Source organism: Bosea sp. RAC05 (assembly GCF_001713455.1).
GTDB lineage: Bacteria > Pseudomonadota > Alphaproteobacteria > Rhizobiales > Beijerinckiaceae > Allobosea.
In genome coordinates, this window is record NZ_CP016464.1 from 1,714,700 (window position 1) to 1,733,983 (window position 19,284).

General features: G+C 68.0%; 17 protein-coding genes and 1 tRNA gene. 13 read left to right on the forward strand and 5 right to left on the reverse strand.

Annotated elements, in window-relative coordinates; translation table 11 throughout:
- Positions 1-163: 163 nt before the first annotated feature.
- From BSY19_RS11580 to BSY19_RS11590, 3 genes are all read left to right on the forward strand, one after another.
- Entirely contained in the window at positions 164-1,087 is a 924-nt protein-coding gene (locus BSY19_RS11580; RefSeq protein WP_083247546.1) for a formylglycine-generating enzyme family protein, read from the forward strand.
- Entirely contained in the window at positions 1,084-2,760 is a 1,677-nt protein-coding gene (locus BSY19_RS11585; RefSeq protein ID WP_150129586.1) for an arylsulfatase, read from the forward strand. The genes BSY19_RS11580 and BSY19_RS11585 overlap by 4 nt, the downstream gene beginning before the upstream one ends.
- Positions 2,761-2,824: 64 nt before the next feature.
- Positions 2,825-3,847, forward strand: a complete 1,023-nt coding sequence (locus BSY19_RS11590) for an HAD family hydrolase (protein WP_442856695.1) — start codon at positions 2,825-2,827, stop codon at positions 3,845-3,847.
- Positions 3,848-4,132: 285 nt separating this feature from the next.
- Here the strand turns inward: BSY19_RS11590 and BSY19_RS11595 are convergent, their stop codons facing one another.
- Entirely contained in the window at positions 4,133-5,941 is a 1,809-nt protein-coding gene (locus BSY19_RS11595) for a PAS domain-containing sensor histidine kinase (protein ID WP_150129587.1), read from the reverse strand.
- Positions 5,917-7,125, reverse strand: a complete 1,209-nt coding sequence (locus BSY19_RS11600) for a PAS domain-containing protein (protein ID WP_069054308.1) — start codon at positions 7,123-7,125, stop codon at positions 5,917-5,919. Before BSY19_RS11600 ends, BSY19_RS11595 begins: the two co-directional genes overlap by 25 nt.
- 267 nt (positions 7,126-7,392) lie before the next feature.
- Between BSY19_RS11600 and BSY19_RS11605 the strand changes: the two genes are divergently transcribed.
- The 5 genes from BSY19_RS11605 to BSY19_RS11625 all read left to right on the forward strand — a co-directional run bounded on the left by BSY19_RS11605 (position 7,393) and on the right by BSY19_RS11625 (position 10,190).
- A complete protein-coding gene (locus tag BSY19_RS11605) occupies positions 7,393-7,788 on the forward strand; it encodes a phasin (protein ID WP_069054309.1) in 396 nt (131 codons plus the stop codon).
- Positions 7,789-7,973: 185 nt separating this feature from the next.
- On the forward strand, positions 7,974-8,978 hold the full coding sequence (locus tag BSY19_RS28565; RefSeq protein ID WP_069054310.1) for a phasin family protein: 1,005 nt from the start codon (positions 7,974-7,976) through the stop codon (positions 8,976-8,978).
- Between the two features lie 137 nt (positions 8,979-9,115).
- Positions 9,116-9,192, forward strand: a tRNA-His gene (locus BSY19_RS11615).
- A 199-nt stretch (positions 9,193-9,391) separates the two neighbouring features.
- A complete protein-coding gene (locus BSY19_RS11620; protein WP_069054311.1) occupies positions 9,392-9,829 on the forward strand; it encodes an Hsp20 family protein in 438 nt (145 codons plus the stop codon).
- Between the two features lie 94 nt (positions 9,830-9,923).
- A complete protein-coding gene (locus BSY19_RS11625) occupies positions 9,924-10,190 on the forward strand; it encodes a BQ00720 family protein (protein WP_083247547.1) in 267 nt (88 codons plus the stop codon).
- Positions 10,191-10,217: 27 nt separating this feature from the next.
- On the opposite strand, the gene BSY19_RS11630 is transcribed toward BSY19_RS11625, so the two are convergent.
- Positions 10,218-10,994: an alpha/beta hydrolase gene (locus BSY19_RS11630; protein WP_069054312.1), complete on the reverse strand. Its 777-nt coding sequence runs from the start codon at positions 10,992-10,994 to the stop codon at positions 10,218-10,220.
- Positions 10,995-11,134: 140 nt separating this feature from the next.
- On the opposite strand from BSY19_RS11630, the gene BSY19_RS11635 reads away from it, so the two are divergent.
- The 5 genes from BSY19_RS11635 to BSY19_RS11655 all read left to right on the forward strand — a co-directional run bounded on the left by BSY19_RS11635 (position 11,135) and on the right by BSY19_RS11655 (position 17,881).
- Positions 11,135-12,364: a glycosyltransferase family 4 protein gene (locus BSY19_RS11635; RefSeq protein ID WP_069054313.1), complete on the forward strand. Its 1,230-nt coding sequence runs from the start codon at positions 11,135-11,137 to the stop codon at positions 12,362-12,364.
- Positions 12,365-12,513: 149 nt separating this feature from the next.
- On the forward strand, positions 12,514-13,056 hold the full coding sequence (infC, locus tag BSY19_RS11640) for a translation initiation factor IF-3 (RefSeq protein ID WP_069054314.1): 543 nt from the start codon (positions 12,514-12,516) through the stop codon (positions 13,054-13,056).
- The gene (locus BSY19_RS11645; RefSeq protein WP_257785741.1) at positions 13,004-13,900 is read left to right on the forward strand and encodes an aldolase; all 897 of its coding nucleotides are present in this window, start codon (positions 13,004-13,006) and stop codon (positions 13,898-13,900) included. Before infC ends, BSY19_RS11645 begins: the two co-directional genes overlap by 53 nt.
- 102 nt (positions 13,901-14,002) lie before the next feature.
- Positions 14,003-15,085: a DUF1176 domain-containing protein gene (locus tag BSY19_RS11650; protein WP_150129588.1), complete on the forward strand. Its 1,083-nt coding sequence runs from the start codon at positions 14,003-14,005 to the stop codon at positions 15,083-15,085.
- A gap of 213 nt (positions 15,086-15,298) precedes the next feature.
- Positions 15,299-17,881, forward strand: a complete 2,583-nt coding sequence (locus tag BSY19_RS11655; RefSeq protein ID WP_069054317.1) for a chemotaxis protein CheW — start codon at positions 15,299-15,301, stop codon at positions 17,879-17,881.
- Positions 17,882-17,888: 7 nt separating this feature from the next.
- Here BSY19_RS11655 and BSY19_RS28345 read toward each other — a convergent pair whose 3' ends face one another.
- Both BSY19_RS28345 and BSY19_RS27540 read right to left on the reverse strand, forming a co-directional pair.
- The gene (locus tag BSY19_RS28345) at positions 17,889-18,344 is read right to left on the reverse strand and encodes a hypothetical protein (protein ID WP_236840514.1); all 456 of its coding nucleotides are present in this window, start codon (positions 18,342-18,344) and stop codon (positions 17,889-17,891) included.
- A 327-nt stretch (positions 18,345-18,671) separates the two neighbouring features.
- The gene (locus BSY19_RS27540; RefSeq protein ID WP_150129589.1) at positions 18,672-19,250 is read right to left on the reverse strand and encodes a hypothetical protein; all 579 of its coding nucleotides are present in this window, start codon (positions 19,248-19,250) and stop codon (positions 18,672-18,674) included.
- Positions 19,251-19,284: the final 34 nt, after the last annotated feature.

The window sequence follows — 19,284 nt, forward strand, 5'->3', positions numbered from 1 at the left end:
TCGTGACGGCTGTTTCGGCGATCGCACCGGGAGCCCTGACCTTTTCAACCGGGCGCGCCGATATCGTCGTCCTCCAACCGACAGGGGGCCTGATCTGATGAATCTCAGGTTGGGTGAGAACGCGGCGACGATGCAGACGGGCGGTGATCCAGCCCTGACGGGAATGATTCACATTCCCGGCGGCGCCTATCTCATGGGCTCGGACAGCCACTATCCAGAAGAGGCCCCGGTCCACCGGGTCAGGGTCGACCCATTCTGGATCGATGCCATCCCGGTGAGGAACCGCGACTTCCGGACCTTCGTCGAGGCGACCGGACATGTCACCTTTGCGGAAATGGCTCCGAAGGCGGAGGATTATCCCGGCGCATTGCCCCACATGCTGAGAGCCGGTTCGCTCGTATTCGATCCGCCAACCCGCCCCATTGACCTTGGGGACTGGTCGCAATGGTGGACGTTCAGGTTCGGCGCAAACTGGCGCAAACCCTATGGTCCCGGCAGTTCCATCCGCGATCTTGACGATCACCCGGTCGTTCACATCGCCTTTGCGGATGCGCAGGCCTATGCCGCCTGGGCCGGCAAAGAGCTTCCCAGCGAAGCGGAATGGGAGTTTGCGGCACGCGGCGGTCTCGACCAGGCGGAGTTTGCCTGGGGCGATGAGCTTGTCCCCGATGGCCGGCAGATGGCGAATGTCTGGCTGGGCGAGTTTCCCCACGAGAACCTTTCTCCCCGACGCTACAAGCGCACCACGCCGGTCGGCGAGTATCCCCCAAACGGCTATGGCCTCTTGGACATGATCGGCAACGTCTGGGAATGGACCACCGACTGGTATGCTCCCCGACATAGCCGGGACGAGACGAAGGCCTGCTGCATTCCGGCCAATCCGCGCGGTCCGGCGCAGGACACAAGCTATGATCCGCTGCAGCCAGCAACCCGGATACCCCGCCGTGTCCTGAAGGGCGGCTCGCATCTTTGCGCGCCCAACTATTGCCGCCGCTACCGCCCGGCCGCGCGTCACGCTCATCCCGTCGACACGTCCACCAGCCACATCGGTTTTCGCTGCGTTTTCAGAGGGGAGAGAAACACATGACGAAGAACAGAACAGGCGAGCATGGTGAGGCGTCTCACGATGCGCCCACGCAGGAGGGTCGCGACCCGGGGACGGTGCGCAGCCTGAACCGCCGCAACATCCTGCTCGGCACCACGACAATGGCTGCAACGGCGGCGCTGGGCGCGGCAACCCCGGTTCAGGTGGCGCAGGCCCAGACCGCACCGGCCGTACCGGCCGGCAAGGTGCCAAACATCCTCGTCATCTGGGGCGATGACATCGGCACCTGGAACATCAGCCACAACAACCGCGGCATGATGGGCTACAAGACCCCCAACATTGATCGCATTGCCCGCGAGGGCGTGTCGTTCACCGATTACTATGGCCAGCAGAGCTGCACCGCCGGACGCGCCGCCTTCATCAACGGGTCTGTGCCGGTACGCAGCGGCATGACCAAGGTCGGTCTGCCGGGAGCCGCCGAAGGTTGGCAGAAGACAGACGTGACCATGGCCACGGTACTGAAAAGCCAGGGCTATGCGACAGGACAGTTCGGCAAGAACCATCAGGGCGACCGCGACGAACACCTGCCGACGATGCATGGTTTCGACGAGTTCCTCGGCAATCTCTACCACCTGAATGCAGAGGAGGAGCCCGAGAACCGGGATTATCCGAAGAACCCGGAGTTTCGGAAGAACTTCGGGCCGCGCGGCGTCCTTCGCACCAAGGCCGACGGCAAGGGTGGGCAGACGATCGAAAACACCGGGCCGCTGACCAAGAAGCGGATGGAGACCATCGACGACGAGACCGTCGAGGCCGCCAAGGAGTTCATCACCCGCCAGGTCCGGGAAAACAAACCCTTCTTCTGCTGGTGGAACGGGACACGAATGCATTTCCGCACCCATGTCAAAGCCGAGAACATCGGCAAGTCGGGGCAGGACGAGTATGGCGATGGCATGGTCGAACACGACCTGCATGTCGGGCAGTTGCTGAAGCTGCTCGATGATCTGGGCATCGCCAACAACACCATCGTTCAATACTCCACCGACAACGGCCCGCACTACAACACCTGGCCGGATGCCGGCACGACGCCTTTCCGCGGCGAGAAAAACTCGAACTGGGAAGGCGCCTTCCGCGTTCCGGCCTTTGTGCGCTGGCCCGGTGTCTTCCCGGCCGGCACCACGCTGAACGGCCTGGTCGCGCATGAGGACTGGCTGCCGACGTTTGCGGCGGCGGCGGGTGCGCCGGACGTGAAGGACAAGCTGCTCAAGGGCGTCACGCTCAACGGCCGCCCCTACAAGAACCACATCGATGGCTACAACATGCTTGATTACCTCAGCGGCAAGATGACTGAATCGCCGCGGAAGGAATTCTGGTACATGAACGATGACGGCAATATCGTTGCCGCCCGGTATGAGGACTGGAAGATCGTCTTCCTGGAGAACCGGGGTTCACAGCTTAATGTGTGGCAGGAACCTTGGGTGGAACTGCGCTTCCCCCTGATCTTCAACCTCCGGCGCGACCCGTTCGAGAAAGCACAGCAGAACTCCAATACCTATTGGGACTGGGTCATCGACCGCGTTTTCGTGATCGCGCCAATCCAGGGACTGGCTGCGAAATTCCTGCTGAGCATGAAGGATTATCCGCCCAGCCAGTCTCCTGGTTCCTTCAACCTGAGCAAGGTCGAGGCAACGCTCAAATCGGCTTTGTCCCGCTGAACCAGAACCGGGAAAAGGCCGCCTCCCTCCGGGGAGGCGGCCGGCCATCGACACCGTTCTGAAAATGGCTCTCAGTCGAAAGACCAGATACATGAGACTCAAAGCAGTTGCGGCAATTCTGGCTGGGCTTGTCATGCTCGCTGCACCGCCGCTCGCCGCGCAAAGCCCTGATCCCCTGCCATCGTGGAACAATGGACAATCGAAACAGGCGATCCGGGCGTTCGTGCGGAAGATCTCCAAACCCGGCACGCCGGATTTTGTCCCGCCTGCCCAGCGCATTGCCACATTCGACAATGACGGCACGCTCTGGGGTGAGCAGCCGTTCTACTTCCAGTTCCTGTTCGCGGTTGATCGCATCAAGGCGATGGCGGCCCAGCGTCCGGAATGGAAGGAGAAGGAGCCCTTTGCCTCGGTTCTGCGAGGTGACCTCAAGACCGCGCTTGCCGGAGGTGAACACGCCATCCTCGAGATGGTGATGGCGACCCACGCCGGATACACGATTGAGGAGTTCGAGGCCGTCGTCCGCGACTGGTTTGCAACGGCGAAGCACCCGACGACCGGCAAGCTCTACAGCGAGATGGTCTACAAGCCGATGCTCGAGCTGCTGGCCTATCTCAGGGTGAACGGCTTCAAGACCTACATTGTCTCCGGCGGTGGCGTCGAATTCATGAGGGTCTTCGCCGAGAAGGTCTATGGCATCCCGCCCGAGCAGGTGATCGGCAGCTCCGGCAAGCAGGCTTTGCAGTATCGTGATGGCAAGCCCATCATCGTGAAGCTGCCTTCGGTGGACTTCATCGATGACAAGGAGGGCAAGCCCCTCGCGATCCAGAAGGCCATCGGACGCCGGCCGATTGCCGCGTTCGGCAATTCCGACGGCGACCTCCAGATGCTGCAGTGGACCTGTGACACGGCGGGGCCGCGCTTCTGCCTTTACGTCCATCATACCGACGCGACCCGAGAATGGGCCTATGACCGCGCCTCGTCCATCGGGCGGCTGGACAAGGGGCTCGACCAGGCGAAAGCCAAGGGCTGGACGGTGGTGGACATGAAGAATGACTGGAAGCGTGTCTTCGCGTTCGAGAAATAAGCCTTCAGATTTTCGCACGCAAATAACGCTCTTGGCGAGCGAGCAAATAGAACCAAAATAGATGTTAAAATTTATAATAAAAATCGATGTGGGTAAAGGTCTGACGTGCTCCCCTGAATTCCTGCCATCGATGAGTTGGGTCCATCGCACTGGATATGGACCGTACAATGCAGCTGTTTCAGCGTAGATCAGATCATTGCGGTGCTGAAAGAGCACGAGGCTGCGCTGGAACGTCCGCTTCCTGGCAGAGCAGCAGCACCAGGGTTTTGCGCAGAGCCTCCCGAGCTACCCCGCCAGCACGCGCTGCGGCGGGAAGGTGATTTCGACCAGCGTGCCCTCTTTCTTGACGGACGTGATCGACATCGCGGCGCGGTTGGCCTCGACCAGCGCTTTCGTCAACGGCAGGCCCAGGCCCGTGCCGCCGGCACGCCGCGTCGTCGGCACCTGGCGGAAGGGCTCGAGGGCGAGCTCGATCTCCTTGTCGTCCATGCCGATACCGGTGTCGCGCACCCGCAGGATCGCCTCGCCTTGGTCGCCCAGCGCGGTGGAGATGATCACCTGCCCGCCGGCATCGGTGAACTTCACCGCGTTGGAGAGCAGGTTGATCACGATCTGCCGGATCGAGCGCTGGTCGGCGACGACCGGCGGCAGCTTCGGCGAGAGCCCCGAGCGCAGCACGACGCGGCCGCGCTGGGCCTCCGGCTGCAGCAGGCTGACCGCCGAGAGCGCGATCTCGTTGAGGTTGACGCTGACGAAGTCGAGATCGAGCTTGCCGGCCTCGATCTTGGCGAGGTCGAGCAGGTCGTTGACCAGGCTGATGACATAGCCGCCCGACTGGTGGATATCGCGCAGATATTCCTTGTAGCGCTCGTTGGCGATCGGCCCGAAACGCTCCTCGGCCATCACCTCGGCGAAGCCGATGATCGCGTTCAGCGGCGTGCGGATCTCGTGGCTGATCTTGGCGAGCACGTCGGATTTCTGGGCGCTGGCCTTCTCGGCCGCCTTGCGCGCCTCGACCAGCTCGCCTTCCGTCTTCTTCCAGGCGGTGATGTCGCGCAGCACCGCGCAGAAGCGCCGCTCCGTGCCTTCCGCGATCTGGCCCATGGTCATGAACAGCGGAATCTTGCCGCCCTGGCGGACCCGGCCGATGACCTCGCGGCCATCGTTCATCACCGAGGCGACGCCGCCGCCCCTCAGCCCCTCGAGATAGTCCAGCGCCGGCGCGTGGCTCTCGGCCGCGAAGAGCAGCGTGAAGAGCTCGCCGGTGACCTCGCGCTGGTCGTAGCCGAACAGCGCCTCGGCGGTCTTGTTGAGCGAGAGGATGCGGCCGCGCTCATCCACCGTGACGACGCCGTCGGTGGCGGTGTCGAGCATCGCGACCAGCTCGGCGATGCGCGCGTCGCGGACGCCCGCATCCAGCCGCAGCGCCTCGACCCGGGCGGCGCTCTCGGTATCCTCGGCCTCGAACTCGGCCGCCAGTTCCGCCTCCTCGGCCTCCTCGGGGGTGAGCACCCTGACCTCGCCGCCGCCCTTGGGGTGGCGGAACGCCATCAGCGTCGCCGGCTCGCCCTGCCAGGAAAGGCTGGAGAGCACCGCATCGACACGGACGAGATGGCCCAGCCGGTCGATCAGCGTCATGCCGCCGCCATCGGTGCGCTCGGCATCCTTGATCAGCCGGCTGACGCCGCCGCCCGAGGCCAGATCGTCGAGATCGGCATAGTCGAGCAGGTCGAGCATGGTGCGGTTGGCGTAGAGGGCGGTGTCGTCGCGGTTGACCAGCACCGCGATCGGCAGCTTGTCGAGCAGGTCCGCATGCGAGTTCGGCAGGCGCCGGGCCGTGGCGGCCGGCTCCGGCGCCGGGCTCGCCGGTGTCGCATCGCTCCCGCCGTCGGCGGCCGCGGCCTCGGCCTCCTTCAGCCGCAGCGGCGCGGCCGGCGGCAGGCGGGGCGCGGCCGGTTCGTCGTCGCCGGCGATGCGCGCGCCCAGCGCCTTGGCGATCTCGCGGAAGGCGCTGCGCTCGGCCGAGCTGAGATTGGGCTTCGAGGGCTCGATGATCGGCCGCACCGGGGTCAGATGTCCGTTGCGCAGCGGCACGATGTTGCCAGCCGACGCAGGGGGGGAGGGCACCTCTGCGCGGGCGCGGCGGCGGGCGGCTCCTCCTCGGAGACGGCCTGGTCGCCCGGCTGCGGCTCCTGCGTCGCGGTCGCGATGGGGGGCTCGGCCGGCGCCTCCGCCGCGGTGATCGGGGCGACGGGCTCGGGCGGCAGCGCCTCGTCGGTGGCCGTTGCTGCGTCCTCGGGGGAGGAGTCCTGCGCCGGGGCGTCGACGGCGGCGTCGAGCGCCTCGACGACCGCGGGTTCCGGCGTCTGAATGTCCGACAGGTCGGCCGTCACGGCATCGCCGGCCGCATCCGGTTCATCTGCCACGGCCACGACCGCGGGTTCCGCCACGGCGACTTCGGCCGCAATCGGGAAGGGTTCGCGGGCACCAGGGCGCGCCAGGCCGAAGCCGCGGAAACCGGTCACCTGCCTCGCGGCGTCCAGAACCGGCACGCCGGAGAGTTCGACCCGTGCGCCTTCGCCCGGCGTCGCGGTGCGCCAGAGCACCTCATGGCCGCTCCAGGTCGTCGTTCCGCTCAGGCGCTCGAGCAGGCCGCCGCTGCGATCCTGCACCACCGCGCCGATCAGGTCGGCCCAGGGCCGCCCTACGAGCAGGGCCACGGCATCGGGGCCTGCGAGTTCGGCCAGGTTCGGCGAGAGGCTGGTCAGGCGCGCCTGCGCATCGCTCTGCCAGAGGAAGCGAACCGCGCGCGCGGGGGCGGTCGCCATGGCCGCCGGCTCCTCGGCCGGCGTCGTCGCCGGCGCCTCGGGCGGGGGCAGCGGATCGGCCTCGGCTTGCGGAAGCGCGATCCCCAGCCGCCGGAACTCGGCCGCCGGCACCGCGATCGCCAGGATCGGTGTCCCGTCCGCAGCAGTGACGAGCTTGCAGCCGCAGGTCACCAGCGCCGCCGCGAAGCCCGCGGTCAGTCGCAGCCGCTCCAGCCGCAGCCGGTCCGGCGAGGCGAGACCTCCCGCCAGCAGCGACAGCCTCTGGCGCGTCGTGGCGGGCAGGGAGCCGGTTCCGGCCAGGAGCGCCCGGGCCGCGGCGTTGGTGAAGCCCGGCTGCCCGGCGTCGCGGTCCCAGAGCAGCAGCGCGCCGCCAGCCGCATAGGATGCGAGAGTCGCATCCTGCGCCGCCGTCGCGCCCAGCCGTGCCCAGTCCTGTCCGGCTTCGCTCATGCCCGCGTGCTCTCGGTTGGCACCCCAAGGCGGCGCCATTATGCCTAACAAAGCCTTAATAGCCGCCAAATCACCGCCGCGCCATGGAGGGAACCGCGCTCTCCCCCGCCCGTTCGAAACAGCGTTAACGGATGCGGGCGTTGCGGCTATCATTGTCTTTGCGTCGCAACAATGATATTGCACCGCACAATAACAGAGACCGGGCCTTGGCCGGCAGATCCGGCAAGGCAGGCAGTCAGTCAGCGGCGCCGAACAGGAGGACCACCCATGGCGATCAAGACCCCTTACGAAGTTCCCGCCGAGATGCGCGACTTTGCCGAGCGCAGCGTCGAGCAGGCCCGCAAGGCCTTCGACGGCTTCATCGGCGCGGCCGCCAAGGCCGTCGATTCCGCGCATGGCTCGGCCGAGACGGCACGCGTCAGCACGCATGACGCCGCCCGCAAGGCGATCTCCTACGCCGAGAACAATGTCGCGGCGGCCTTCGACCTCGCCCAGAAGCTGGTGCAGTCCAAGGACATCACCGAGGTGATGGCGCATCAGTCGGAGTTCATGAAGGCCCAGATGGCCGCCCTCCAGACGCAGCTGAAGGAATTCGGAGCAGCCGCCCAGGAGGTCGCCACCAAGACCGCCGAGACCGTGGCCAAGGCCGCCAAGCCCAAGTAACGGCTCGGGACCTTTACCGCTCCGGACGTCACCGTCCCGGACTTTACCGCCTCGGACGCGGCCGCTGCTTCGCGGCGGCCGCTCCTGCGCCGAACTGACCATCCGGACAGCCCCGGCGCGATACCCAGGACCGGAAGCCGGGCGCAGCGCCCGCCGCACCCAGTCAGCGCCGAAGGAGAACCGTCATGGTCAAGCCTGCACCGACCCGGACCAAGTCCAAAGCCCCGATCAGCCTGTCGCCCGTCAAGGCGCTGTCGGGAACCCTGCCGCCCGAGGCTCCGGCCGCCAAGGCTCCGTCGCCCGCGCCGGTCGCGGCGCCTGCGCCGCAGCCCAAGGTGGAACCGGCTGCCAAGCCCGCCCCCGCTGCGACGATGCCCGCTGCAAAAATGCCGGCTGCGACGCCAGCCGAGCCCAAGCCTGCGGCGACCATGCCCGTGGCTGCCACGCCTGTGCCCAAGCCTGCCCCCGCCGCGCCTGTGGTCGCCAAAGCGGCCCCTGCCGCGCCGGCGGCTGCCAAGCCCGCTGTCGCCAAGCCCGCTGTCGCCAAGCCTGTGGCTGGCAAGCCCGAGGCACCGAAGGCGCCCGTGAAGATCGCGCCCCGGGCGATCAAGCCGGGCACCACGACTCAGATCGCCTCCACCAAGGTCCGGCGCGAGACGCCGGCCGCGAAGCCGGCCGCCAAGGCCCAGGCGCCTGCACCCGCCGCCGTCGTGCCGGCTGCGCCGCCGGCCGTCGCGAAGACGGTCGCCGCAGCGACCGCCGCCGTCGAGACCGTCGCCGCCGCTTCGGCCAAGGCGGCTCAGGCGGTCGCCGAGACCGTGACGCGCGCGGTCGACGTGGCCCCACCGAAGCCCGCCGCTCCGGTCGCCGCCCCTGCGGCTGCGCCCGCTTCGCTGATCGCGACGCCGCTGCCGCGCCCGCCTGAATTCGCCGCCATCGCCTCGACCACGGTGATGACCCAGACGCTGGCGATGGCGAAGGCCTTCGGTGCGCTCCAGGCGAGCATGCTCGACCATGCCTGCGCCGAGCTGAAGGCGACGCTGGGCGACGTCGAGACGCTGGCGCGCACCGACAGCGCCGCCGACGCCGTGGCGCTCCAGGCCAAGGCGGTGCGCCGCTCCTATGAGTCCTATTCGGAGCACCTCAAGGAACTGGCACGGATCGCCAGCAAGGCGATCGGTCGGCCCTGAAGTCGCAGCAGGGCAGGCCTCGGCCCGCCGCTTGCAAAAACCCGCGACTGCCGGGTTGCAATCACGGGGCGTCGGCTCTAGGTTCCGCGCCGCCGCCGATCTCGCGAAAGCGACCGATCGCCAAGCGCCGGGTGCGGGCAGCCATAGCTCAGTTGGTTAGAGCGCTAGATTGTGGATCTAGAGGTCCCCCGTTCAAGCCGGGGTGGCTGTACCACCCGTCCCCGCCCGGTCCGCCGCGACGTTCGACCGCCCCGGTGGCGCCGCCGGAGCCCTTGAAGCCGCTGCCGCGATCGCCATATCGTCACTCAAGCGGAAGGGCTTCGCCTTCCGCCCGCGGGGCGCCGCCAAGGCGGGCCCCGGCCGATCGGGAGCGCTCTCGCGAGGCTCCGGCACCGTCAGGCAAGGTCCTGGGAATGACGCGTACGCCCAGTCTGTCCCATCCGTTTCTTCTCGGCTTCGACGACATCGAGCGCGCCCTCGACAGGGTCGCCAAGGGCGCCAACGAGGGTTACCCACCCTACAACATCGAGAGGCTCGCCCGCTCGGGTGAGGAGCCGGACCGGCTCCGCATCACGCTCGCCGTCGCGGGCTTCGCGCGGGACCAGCTCGAGATCACGCTGGAGGAAAACCAGCTCACGATCCGGGGCCGCCAGGTCGACGACAAGAGCCGGCAGTTCCTCCACCGCGGCATCGCCGCGCGCCAGTTCCAGCGCAGCTTCCTGCTGGCGGAGGGGATGCAGGTGATGGGGGCCGATCTCTCGAACGGGCTGCTGGCGATCGACCTCGTCCGCCCGGAACCCGAAAGGCTGATCCGGCGTATCGATATCGTGAGCCGCGATGAGCCGGTCTGAAGGCCTAAGCGGGTGCAAGCGCGGTTTTTGCATCCGTTCATGATTGCAGTCGTATCCTTGTAACCGCACTCGCACTGCTCTGAAGGAGGGCGCGATGAACGATGACAGAACGATGATCCAGACGACCCCCCTGACCCCGGCCGAATTCGCGGCGCTCGGGACCGGTGAGGTCGCCTATCTCAAGTCGATGACCTCCGACGAGTTGCTGCGGATCTTCCCGCAGGCGCCGGAAATCCAGTCGGGCCTGCAGCTCTTCGCGCTGCTCTCGGCCGATGGCGCGCCGATCCTGGTGACGGATTCCCGCGAGGCGGCCACCGCCAACGCCTGGGAGCACGATCTGCGGATGGTCAGCGTGCACTGACGCGTTCATGGCGCGGCACTGACGCGCTCAGGGCGCGGTCGCGATCCCCGCGACCGCCGCCTCGAGGCGAAGCAGATCCTGCGCGCCCGACAGGCGGTGATCCCCGTCCCTGACCAGCGTCAGCACGACCGGATCGCCGCCGAGATGCTCGACGAGCTTGAGCGCTTGGCGCCACGGTACGTCGGGGTCCTTCATGCCCTGCAGGATGTGGACGGGACAGCCCGTCCTGATCTCCGCGCCGAACATCAGATGGCAGCGACCGTCCTCGATCAGCGCGCGCGTGATCGGCGTCGGCTCCGACGAATACTCCGACGGCCGCATCCAGACGCCGTCGCGCAGGATGGTCTGGCGGATCGCCTCGGGCATCTGGGCCCACATCAGATCTTCCGAGAAATCGACCGCCGGCGCGATCAGGACGAGGCCGGCCGGCGCCAGCGCCGTGCCCAGCAGCCGGCGCGCCGCGAGCAGCGCGATCCAGCCGCCCATCGAGGACCCGACCAGGATCGGTGGGGCTGCGCAGCGGGCGGCGATGACGGCGAGCGCATCCTCGAGCCAGTGCGACAGCGTCCAGCGCGCGAAATCGCCGTCGCTCTCGCCATGGCCGGCATAGTCGAAGCGCAGGAAGGGCCGGCCGGCCCGCCGTGCCCAGTCGGCCAGGGCCTCGGCCTTGGTCGCACGCATGTCCGAGCGGAAACCGCCGAGCCAGACGACCGGCACGCCGTCGCCGGGCTGTGACAGCACGGCGAGACGGCGCCGGTCCGCGCCCTCGCCGACCTCGAGCCAATGGGGGGCCTCTCGCTCCAACGCAAATCTCCTGTGACGAATCGGGTCTGGCGCGCGAATATAGGCTGCGCATTCGGCCGGCGGGCAGGCATAGTCCCGCCCGACGGATGTGTCGCGGGTCGGCCCGCATGGGTCAGGGGTGGCGTTCCAGAGCGGTGAGTATGTCCTTTCAGCCAGGTGCACATCTCTCCCTGCCCTCGACCGAGTCCCACCCGCTCGTCGGGCGCACGATCCTGCAGATCATCCCGGAGCTCGAGGCGGGCGGCGCCGAGCGCACGGCCGTCGACATCGCGGGCGGGCTGACCGAGGTCGGCGCCCGGGCGCTGGTCGCCACCGAGGGCGGCCGGCTGGTGGCCGAGCTCCAGGCCAAGGGCGGCGTCTGGCTGCCCTTTCCGGCCGCGGCCAAGAACCCGCTCGCCATGGCGCTGAATATCCGCAAGCTCACGCTGCTCTGCCGGCACGAGGGCGTCGAGCTGATCCATGCCCGCTCGCGGGCGCCGGCCTGGGTCGGGCTCGCCGCCGCCAGGCTGCTGCGCCTGCCCTTCGTCACCACCTATCACGGCTCCTACAACAGCCGCTCGGCGGTGAAGACGCTCTACAACTCGGTCATGGCGCGGGGCGACATCGTCATCGCCAATTCCGCCTACACGGCCGAGCTCATCCTCGCCCGGCACGGCTTCGCCCGGGAGCGCATCCGCGTCGTCAACCGGGGCACCAACTTCGCGGCCTTCGCGCCCCAGGCCGTCGCGCCGGAACGCATCCAGGCGCTGCGCACCGCCTGGGGCATCGGCGCCCATCAGCAGATCGTCCTGCTGCCGGGCCGGCTGACCGGCTGGAAGGGCCAGCGCGTGCTGATCGAGGCCGCCCGCATCCTGCGCGACGGCGGCGACACCGACACCGCCTTCATCCTCGCCGGCGATCCGCAGGGCCGCGACGGCTACGTGAAGGAACTCGACCAGCTCATCGCCAAGGCGGGCCTCGACGGGCGCGTACGCCGCGTCGGCCATTGCTCGGACATGCCGGCCGCCCTGCTGGCCGCGGCCGTCGTCACCGTGCCCTCGACCGAGCCGGAGGCCTTCGGCCGCGTCGCCGTCGAGGCCCAGGCCATGGGCACGCCGGTCGTCGTCTCCGATCTCGGCGCGGTGCCGGAAACCGTGCTCGCCCCGCCGCAGACCCCGCCCAACGAGCGCACCGGTTGGCGCGTCGAGCCCGGCAACGCGGCCGCCCTTGCGGAAGCGCTGGCGGGTGCGCTCTCGCTGCGGCCCTCGGCGCGCGACAATCTCGCCTTGCGGGCACGCCGCCACGTCGAGCGGCACTTCTCGCTCGAGACGATGGTCGCCGAGACCCTCGACGTCTATTGCGCGCTGCTGGAGGGGCGGGGCGGCGGCTGAACGCGTCCGCCCTTGCCGAAAACCCGGATCGTCCCGATCTATCGGGCATTCGTCACAGGCAGCCGGCCCTCGTCCATTGACAACGCGCGTCTTTGTGCAATGTGTCTGGCGACAGGCGCCCGACGCGCCATTCATAGGAGAATACAGCCATTCGTCGTCCTTTCCGTGCCGCCCCGACCCCGACCAAGGACGGTCCGCGTTCCAACCGCGACATCCGCGGCGTTCGCGAGGTCCAGCTTATCGACGACACCGGCGCCAATCGTGGCGTGGTGCCGTTCTTCGAGGCATTGAAGATTGCCGAGGATGCCGGTCTCGACCTGGTCGAGATCGCCCCCAACTCCGTGCCTCCGGTCTGCAAGATTCTCGACTACGGCCGCTTCCGCTTCCTGGAGCAGAAAAAGGCCGCCGAGGCGCGCAAGAAGCAGCGCACCATCGAGATCAAGGAGATCAAGCTGCGGCCCGGCATCGACAAGCATGACTACGACGTCAAGATGAAGGCCATGCTCGGCTTCTTCGAGGAGGGCGACAAGGTCAAGGTGACCCTGCGCTTCCGCGGCCGCGAGATGGCCCACCAGGATCTCGGCGTGAAGGTGCTCGAGCGCGTCAAGGCCGATCTCGCCGAGCAGGCGAAGGTCGAGAGTGACTGGCAGCTCGAGGGCCGCCAGATGGTCATGGTGCTGGCGCCGCGCTAGCCGCTCGCGCCATGCAATCGGCATCAGGCCCGGCCCCAGTGCCGGGCCTTGTCATGTCGGGGCCCGCGATGCTTGGGTTCGCGCCATCCCTTCGAGCCCCGAGTCCCTCGCCATGACCAAGCCCAGCCTCACCAGCCAGCGTCGCGATCTCGCCGCCGCCCTGCGCCTCGCCGCGAAGTTCGAGCTGAACGAGGGCATCTGCAACCACTTCTCGGTCGCGCTGCCGGATGGGCCCGACGGCCGGCCGCGTTACCTCATCAACCCCTATGGCGTGCACTGGTCGGAGATGAGGCCCTCCGACCTGCTGCTGATCGACGAGCGCGGCCAGGTTCTGGAAGGGGAGGGCGAGGTCGAGGCCACCGCCCGCAACATCCACATCGCCGCCCATAAGGCCAATCCGCGCCATGTCGCCGTGCTGCATGTCCACATGCCCTATGCGACCGCGCTGACCATGGTCGAGGGCGGGCGCCTCGAAATGGCCCACCAGACCGCCTGCCGCTTCCATGGCCGCACGCTCTATGTCGACCATTTCGGCGGGCTGGCGCTGGACGAGAGCGAGGGCGAGGCCATCGTCGCCGCCAACAAGGCCGAAGCCGGCGCCGACATCACCTTCCTCGCCCATCACGGCGTCACCATCGGCGGGCCTTCCGTCGCGGTCGCCTTCGACGATCTCTATTTCCTCGAGCGCGCCTGCCGGCAGCAGGTGCTGGCCATGTCCACCGGCCGGCCTCTGAAGCTGATTCCCGAGGCCGAGATCGAGGCTACCGCGCGCGAGTGGCGCCAGGTGCTTGTCCACCAGTCCGAGAAGCATTTCGAGGCGCTGAGGCGCATCGAGGGGCTCTGACCGAGCGTCAATTTCGGGTTCTCCCCGGCGCGGTCCTTGACTAGGGTGGCCGCGAGGGGACCGACGCCTGCGACGGGCGCGGCCGCTGCAGGGGGAATGTCGATGGGGTCGAACGGGGTTGCGGCGACGTTTGCCGCGCTGGTGCTGGCAGCCATGTCAGCGGGGCCGCTCGGGGCCCAGACGCCCCCGCCCGCCCAGAGCCCCGCGCCCGCCAAGCCCGATGAGACCAAGCTCGACCTGAAACTGTTCGACAAGGCCGAGGTCGACCGCTCGAAAGGCTGCTCGGTCGCGCTGTGGCAGTCCAACCGCGACCCCGACAACGACCGCTACGCCTTCATCTTCACTGAGGCCCTGACCGGGCAGAACCATGTCCGCCAGCCCGCGCGCATCAAGGTCGGCGAGAAGGTCCTGCCGATGACGCGGGTGGCGACCGGCGGCAAGGTCGGCGGCTACGGCCTCTACCCCTACCAGCTCTACAGGCTCGGCGAGGGCGACGGCTTTGCGGTGCTCGATCTCAAGCTCGGCGAGATCGAGGGCGAGGCGGTCGAGATCGAGAGCGGCACGCTGACCGTGTCGATGGCCGGCAAGCAGCAGGCGCGCGTGACCGTGAAGGGCGGGGCCGGCTGTATGACCGCACCCGCCGCGGCCTCGCCTCCGGCGGCCCCGCCTGCCGCCGCGGCTGCGCCCGCCGGTCTGGACGGCATCTTCAGCCGCTACGCCGTGAGACCGGCCCAGATCCCGCGCACGCTGCCGGCGACGCTCAAGAGCCGCTTCGGCTGCGACCCGGAGATGCTGAAGTCCGGCGTCACCGGCTTCCAGATGTCGGAGGAATCGGCGATCTGGGAACTGCCCTGCCAGCGCTTCAACATCCAGACGAACGCCGTCTACGCGCTGGTCTACCTGCCGGAGCCGGCGCAGAACCTCCGCTTCCTGAGCTTCAAGGCCCCGCCCGGCAAGAAGCGCACGAGCGCCCCCGCCGAGCTGATGTCGCCGGAATGGAACGTCAAGACCCGCACCGTCACCGGCACGGCGCTCGGCCGCAGCGAGGGCGATTGCGGCGTCTATGAGCGCCACCGCGTCGGGCCCGATGGCGAGTTCGTCCTGGTCGAGTACCGCGAGAAGGTGGCCTGCGACGGCAAGGCGAGCAAGCCCGAGCAGTTCCCGCTCGTGTATCGGGCGCGCTGAATGCTGGAGATGACGTAAAGGCACTTGCGTTGCGGCGCCGCTCGCGCAGGCTTCCTGCTTGAAATTTAGGCACGAACACCTGATCGGGTGGATGCGAATCAACGCACTTGGTGATCTTCTTCCGCGCGCAACGATGCCGGCTGGCTGCGTTTGCTCGCGTCCCTCGTCCGGTGCCGTGCCGGCGGGCGACGGCCTACCGGAGGCGCCTACGACTTGCCTACGCTTCGAGAGGGATTCGAGATCGATCCGGCGCTCGCCGGCCTGATCCGGCACATGCGGGCGATCGACGATTACCGGCAGGTCTTCGACCGGCTGCAGGCGTCCTGGGACACGCTGACGCTGCTTGGGCAACTCTCGGGCAACGCCACCGAAATGTCCGGCACGCGCTCGGCCTTCGAGACGCTGACCGCGAGCCTGCTCGGCCATCTCGCCAAGGAAACCCGCGACAAGGCGATGACCGATCTGCGCATCAAGGCGCAGAACGCCATCGACGTGCTGGTCCGCAACCTGTTCGAGCGTACGGCCGATATCGGCTTCCTCGCTGCCGACACCGACATCCGCGAGATGCTGGAGGCGCCGGTTTCGTCCGAGGCGCGCGCGGCCATCGAGGCGCGTTTCCGCGACTACGTCGCGAAGTACTCGGTCTATTCCGACATCGTGCTGGTCGACCGCGAGGGCGCGATCCGCGCCCGCCTGGCGTCCCATCCGGCGCAGGAGGCCCGCCACCCGATCGTCACGGAGGCGCTGACCTCGACCGGCGCCTATGTCGAGCATTACGGCCTCGTCGACTTCGTCGCCGACGAGAAGGCCCTGGTCTATGCCTGGCGCGTCGAGGATGCGGCCAAGCGCCCGCTCGGCGTGCTCGTCCTCGTCTTCCGGCTGGCCGACGAGATGGAGGGCATCTTCCGCAAGCTCCTGCCCGAGCATGACTGGACGGTGCTGGCCTGCGTCTCGCCCGAGGGCGAGGTGATCGCCGGCTCGTGCCCGATCCAGCTGCCGGCCGGCCTCAGGCTCTCCCCCTCCGCGCTCCAGGGGCGCGACCCGGTGATCCGCCTCGGCGGCCGGCAATATCTCGCCATGGCCTGCGGCACGGCGGGCTATCAGGGTTACATGGGGCCGGGCTGGCTCGGTCTCGGGCTGATCCCGCTCGAGGCGGCGTTCGACCAGGACGATGGCGAACTGGGCAAGAGCATCGGCGAGGATCTGCTCGCCGCGGTCACCAGCCGGGCCGGGCTGTTTTCGGACGAATTGCGCCATGTCTCGCGCCAGGCGGCGGCGATCCAGGGCGATCTCAACCGCTCGGTCTGGAACGGCTCGATCCGGCAGGCCGGCTCGACCGCCGCCAATGCCGCCTTCTCGAAGATCCTGCTCTGGGAGATCTCCAGCGCGGGCCGCAAGACGCAGGCCGTCTGCGACGCCTCGATCGGCGACCTGCACCGCACCGTCGTCGCCGCCATCATGGAGAAGTGCCGTTCGCGCGCCGCCTTCGCCATCGACGTGATGGACCGCAATCTGTACGAGCGCGCCAATGACTGCCGCTGGTGGGCGTTGAATGCGAGCTTCGCCCGGGTCCTGGCGGCGCCTTCGCCGGAGGGCCGCAGGCTCTGCGGCGAGATCCTCGCCACCATCAACGCGCTCTACACCGTCTACAGCAACCTCATCCTGTTCGACACGCAGGGCGTCGTCGTCGCCGTGTCGCAGCCGTCGCAGGCGCATCTCGTCGGGCAGAAGCTCGAGGCCGAATGGGCGGCCCGCACGCTCGCGCTGCGCACGGGGCAGCACTATGCCGTATCGGCCTTCGAGCCGACGCCGCTCTACGGCGAGGCCGCGACGCTGATCTACACCGCCGCGGTCCAGAGCCCGGTCGGGGGCAGGGCGCTCGGCGGCATCGCCATCGTCTTCGACTCGACCCCACAATTTTCGGCGATCCTCGCCGATTCGCTCCCGACCGACGAGGAAGGCGCGGCCCTGCCGGGGTCCTTCGCGCTGCTGGTGGACGGCGATGGCCGGATCATCTCCTCCAGCGATCCGCGTTTCCCCGTGGGTGCTCAAAGCCCGCTGCCGATCGATGCCGCCACGCTCGAGCGCGATGGCGATCTCGCCGGCATCCGCAGCTTCGAGGGCAAGCACATGGCGGTCGGCGCCGCGCTCTCGAAGGGCTATCGCGAATACAAGACCAGCGACGGTCACCGTGCCGACGTCGTGGCGCTCTGCGCGGTCCCGCTCGGCGAGGTCGCGACGGACGCAGGGGCGAAGACGGCGGTCGGGGGAGCAGGGCGGGGCGCGCTCGCGGCTCACAAGCCCGCCGACGGGGTCGAGGCCTTCGAGGTCGCGACCTTCCATATCGGTCGGCACTGGCTCGGCGTCCCGGCCCGCGACGTCATCGAGGCGGTCGACATCGCCGGCCTCAAGCCCTCGGCCAAGAAGGCGGGAGACGGCCTGCTCGCCGGCTACAAGCTGCATGAGGGCCAGCCGGTGCCCGTGCTGCGCCTCGCCCGGCTGCTCGGCATTCCCGATGCCTCCTCCGACGAGCAGCAGATCGTCATCGTGCGGGCGGCCGGCCGCACGCTCGGGCTCATCGTCGATGCGCTCGGCCTGATCCCCGAGATCGCGGCCTCGGAACTGCAGCCGCTGCGCGACCTGACCTCGAAGACCGACGTCCCCGCGCTCGGCGTCGTCGCGACCCGCAACGCCCGCGGCGAACCGGCGGGCATGCTGATGCTGCTCGATGTCGACCGCCTCGGTGCGCGCCTTCAGGGCGAAGGCGGACCGGCGCTGGTCCAGGCGGCGGAGTAGGCGCCGCTCAGCGGACCGGACACCAGTCCCAGAAGCCGGTCGTGCGCGCCGGCGTGGTATAGAACCAGCAATAGCCCGAACGCGGCGGCTGCCCGGCCCACGACACCGCCGCCGCCCCTGCGATGAAGCCGATCGCGGCGCCCGCCGCGATGGCCCCGCCCCGGTTCCAGTGGCGACGGGGATGGACGACGACGACATGCGCCGGCCTGTGGTGCCGGACAACCGTACGGCCGCGATAGACCTGTCCACGGTTGACATGGGAGCGGTTGACCTGCGGCCGCTGGCCGCGATGCGCCCGGTTCACTGATCCCTGGCGGTGATCCCGGACGCTCTGGCGCGAGACCTCGCGGCCGGAGCTGCGCACCTGCGCCTCGGCCGACCCTGTGCCGGGCACTGGAGGACTGAAGCCCGCCATGAAGGCGAACAACAGGGCGAGCGATTTCACCGTCAGATTCTTGCGCATGCGAACCTCCCTCACTGGCCTGGCCCCGGCGCCAGTGCCCCGTCTTCATCGAGAAGGCCTGGGCCTCGACCACCATGGCGCGGCGCCATGGCTGATGCACGCGCGGCGAGTCTCAGCATGACCGTCCTCTACGCCATGGACCCTTTCGGTTGAGTCCTTGCTAAAGCAAAACGAAAATGAAACTGTCATTACCCAAGGGAAAAATCCAGGGGGAACAGGACGATGACTGGAGTTCGACATAAATCTGCACTACTCGCTTTCTTGTCACTCTTCATTTTTGGCGATGTGAATTCAGCCGACGCGCAGCAGCGCTACCCCGGAGAGCGCTCAAGCTGCCCTCCCGGAACTGTCTTTGTACGTGAAACTGGCGACTGCGTTCAGCGCCGCAGGAGCGGTGGCTTTGATCGAGGCGAAGACGAGCGTGTCGATCGCCGGTCGGACAGACGGACGGAGCGGCGCCCCGACTATCGCGACGACCGTTACCGGGACCGGCGCGAATATCGGCCCGAGCCCCGCCGCGAAGTGAGCACGGTTTGCCGCTTCCGGAGCGGTCCGCGTGCCGGCACGTCGTTCGACTATGCTGCCTTTGGAATGGCTCCGATCGCGGTCGGCGGCCCCTGCAACGACGGCGTGGCCAGCCAGGGCGTTGTGGTCAGCAATCGCTATCGGCGCTAGAACGAATTTCGAGTTGATCGAATCTTGTGGGATTCTCAAAATCAGCGACGAGTTGATTTGGACTGGGCGCCAGATCGAAGGCCGGCTGGCATGTCGACAGCTCTTTTTGGGGTTGCCGGTCGAATGCGCTGGCTCATCTCGCCAGGGTGCCTTGGCCTTCACCTGCAGGAAATGACCTGTCTTGGCCGTTTCCACCGCACCTCGCTTGCCAGCCCCATCCTTTTCTGTCATACGCGCGGCCTTCGATCGCCCGGCTGATAAGGGC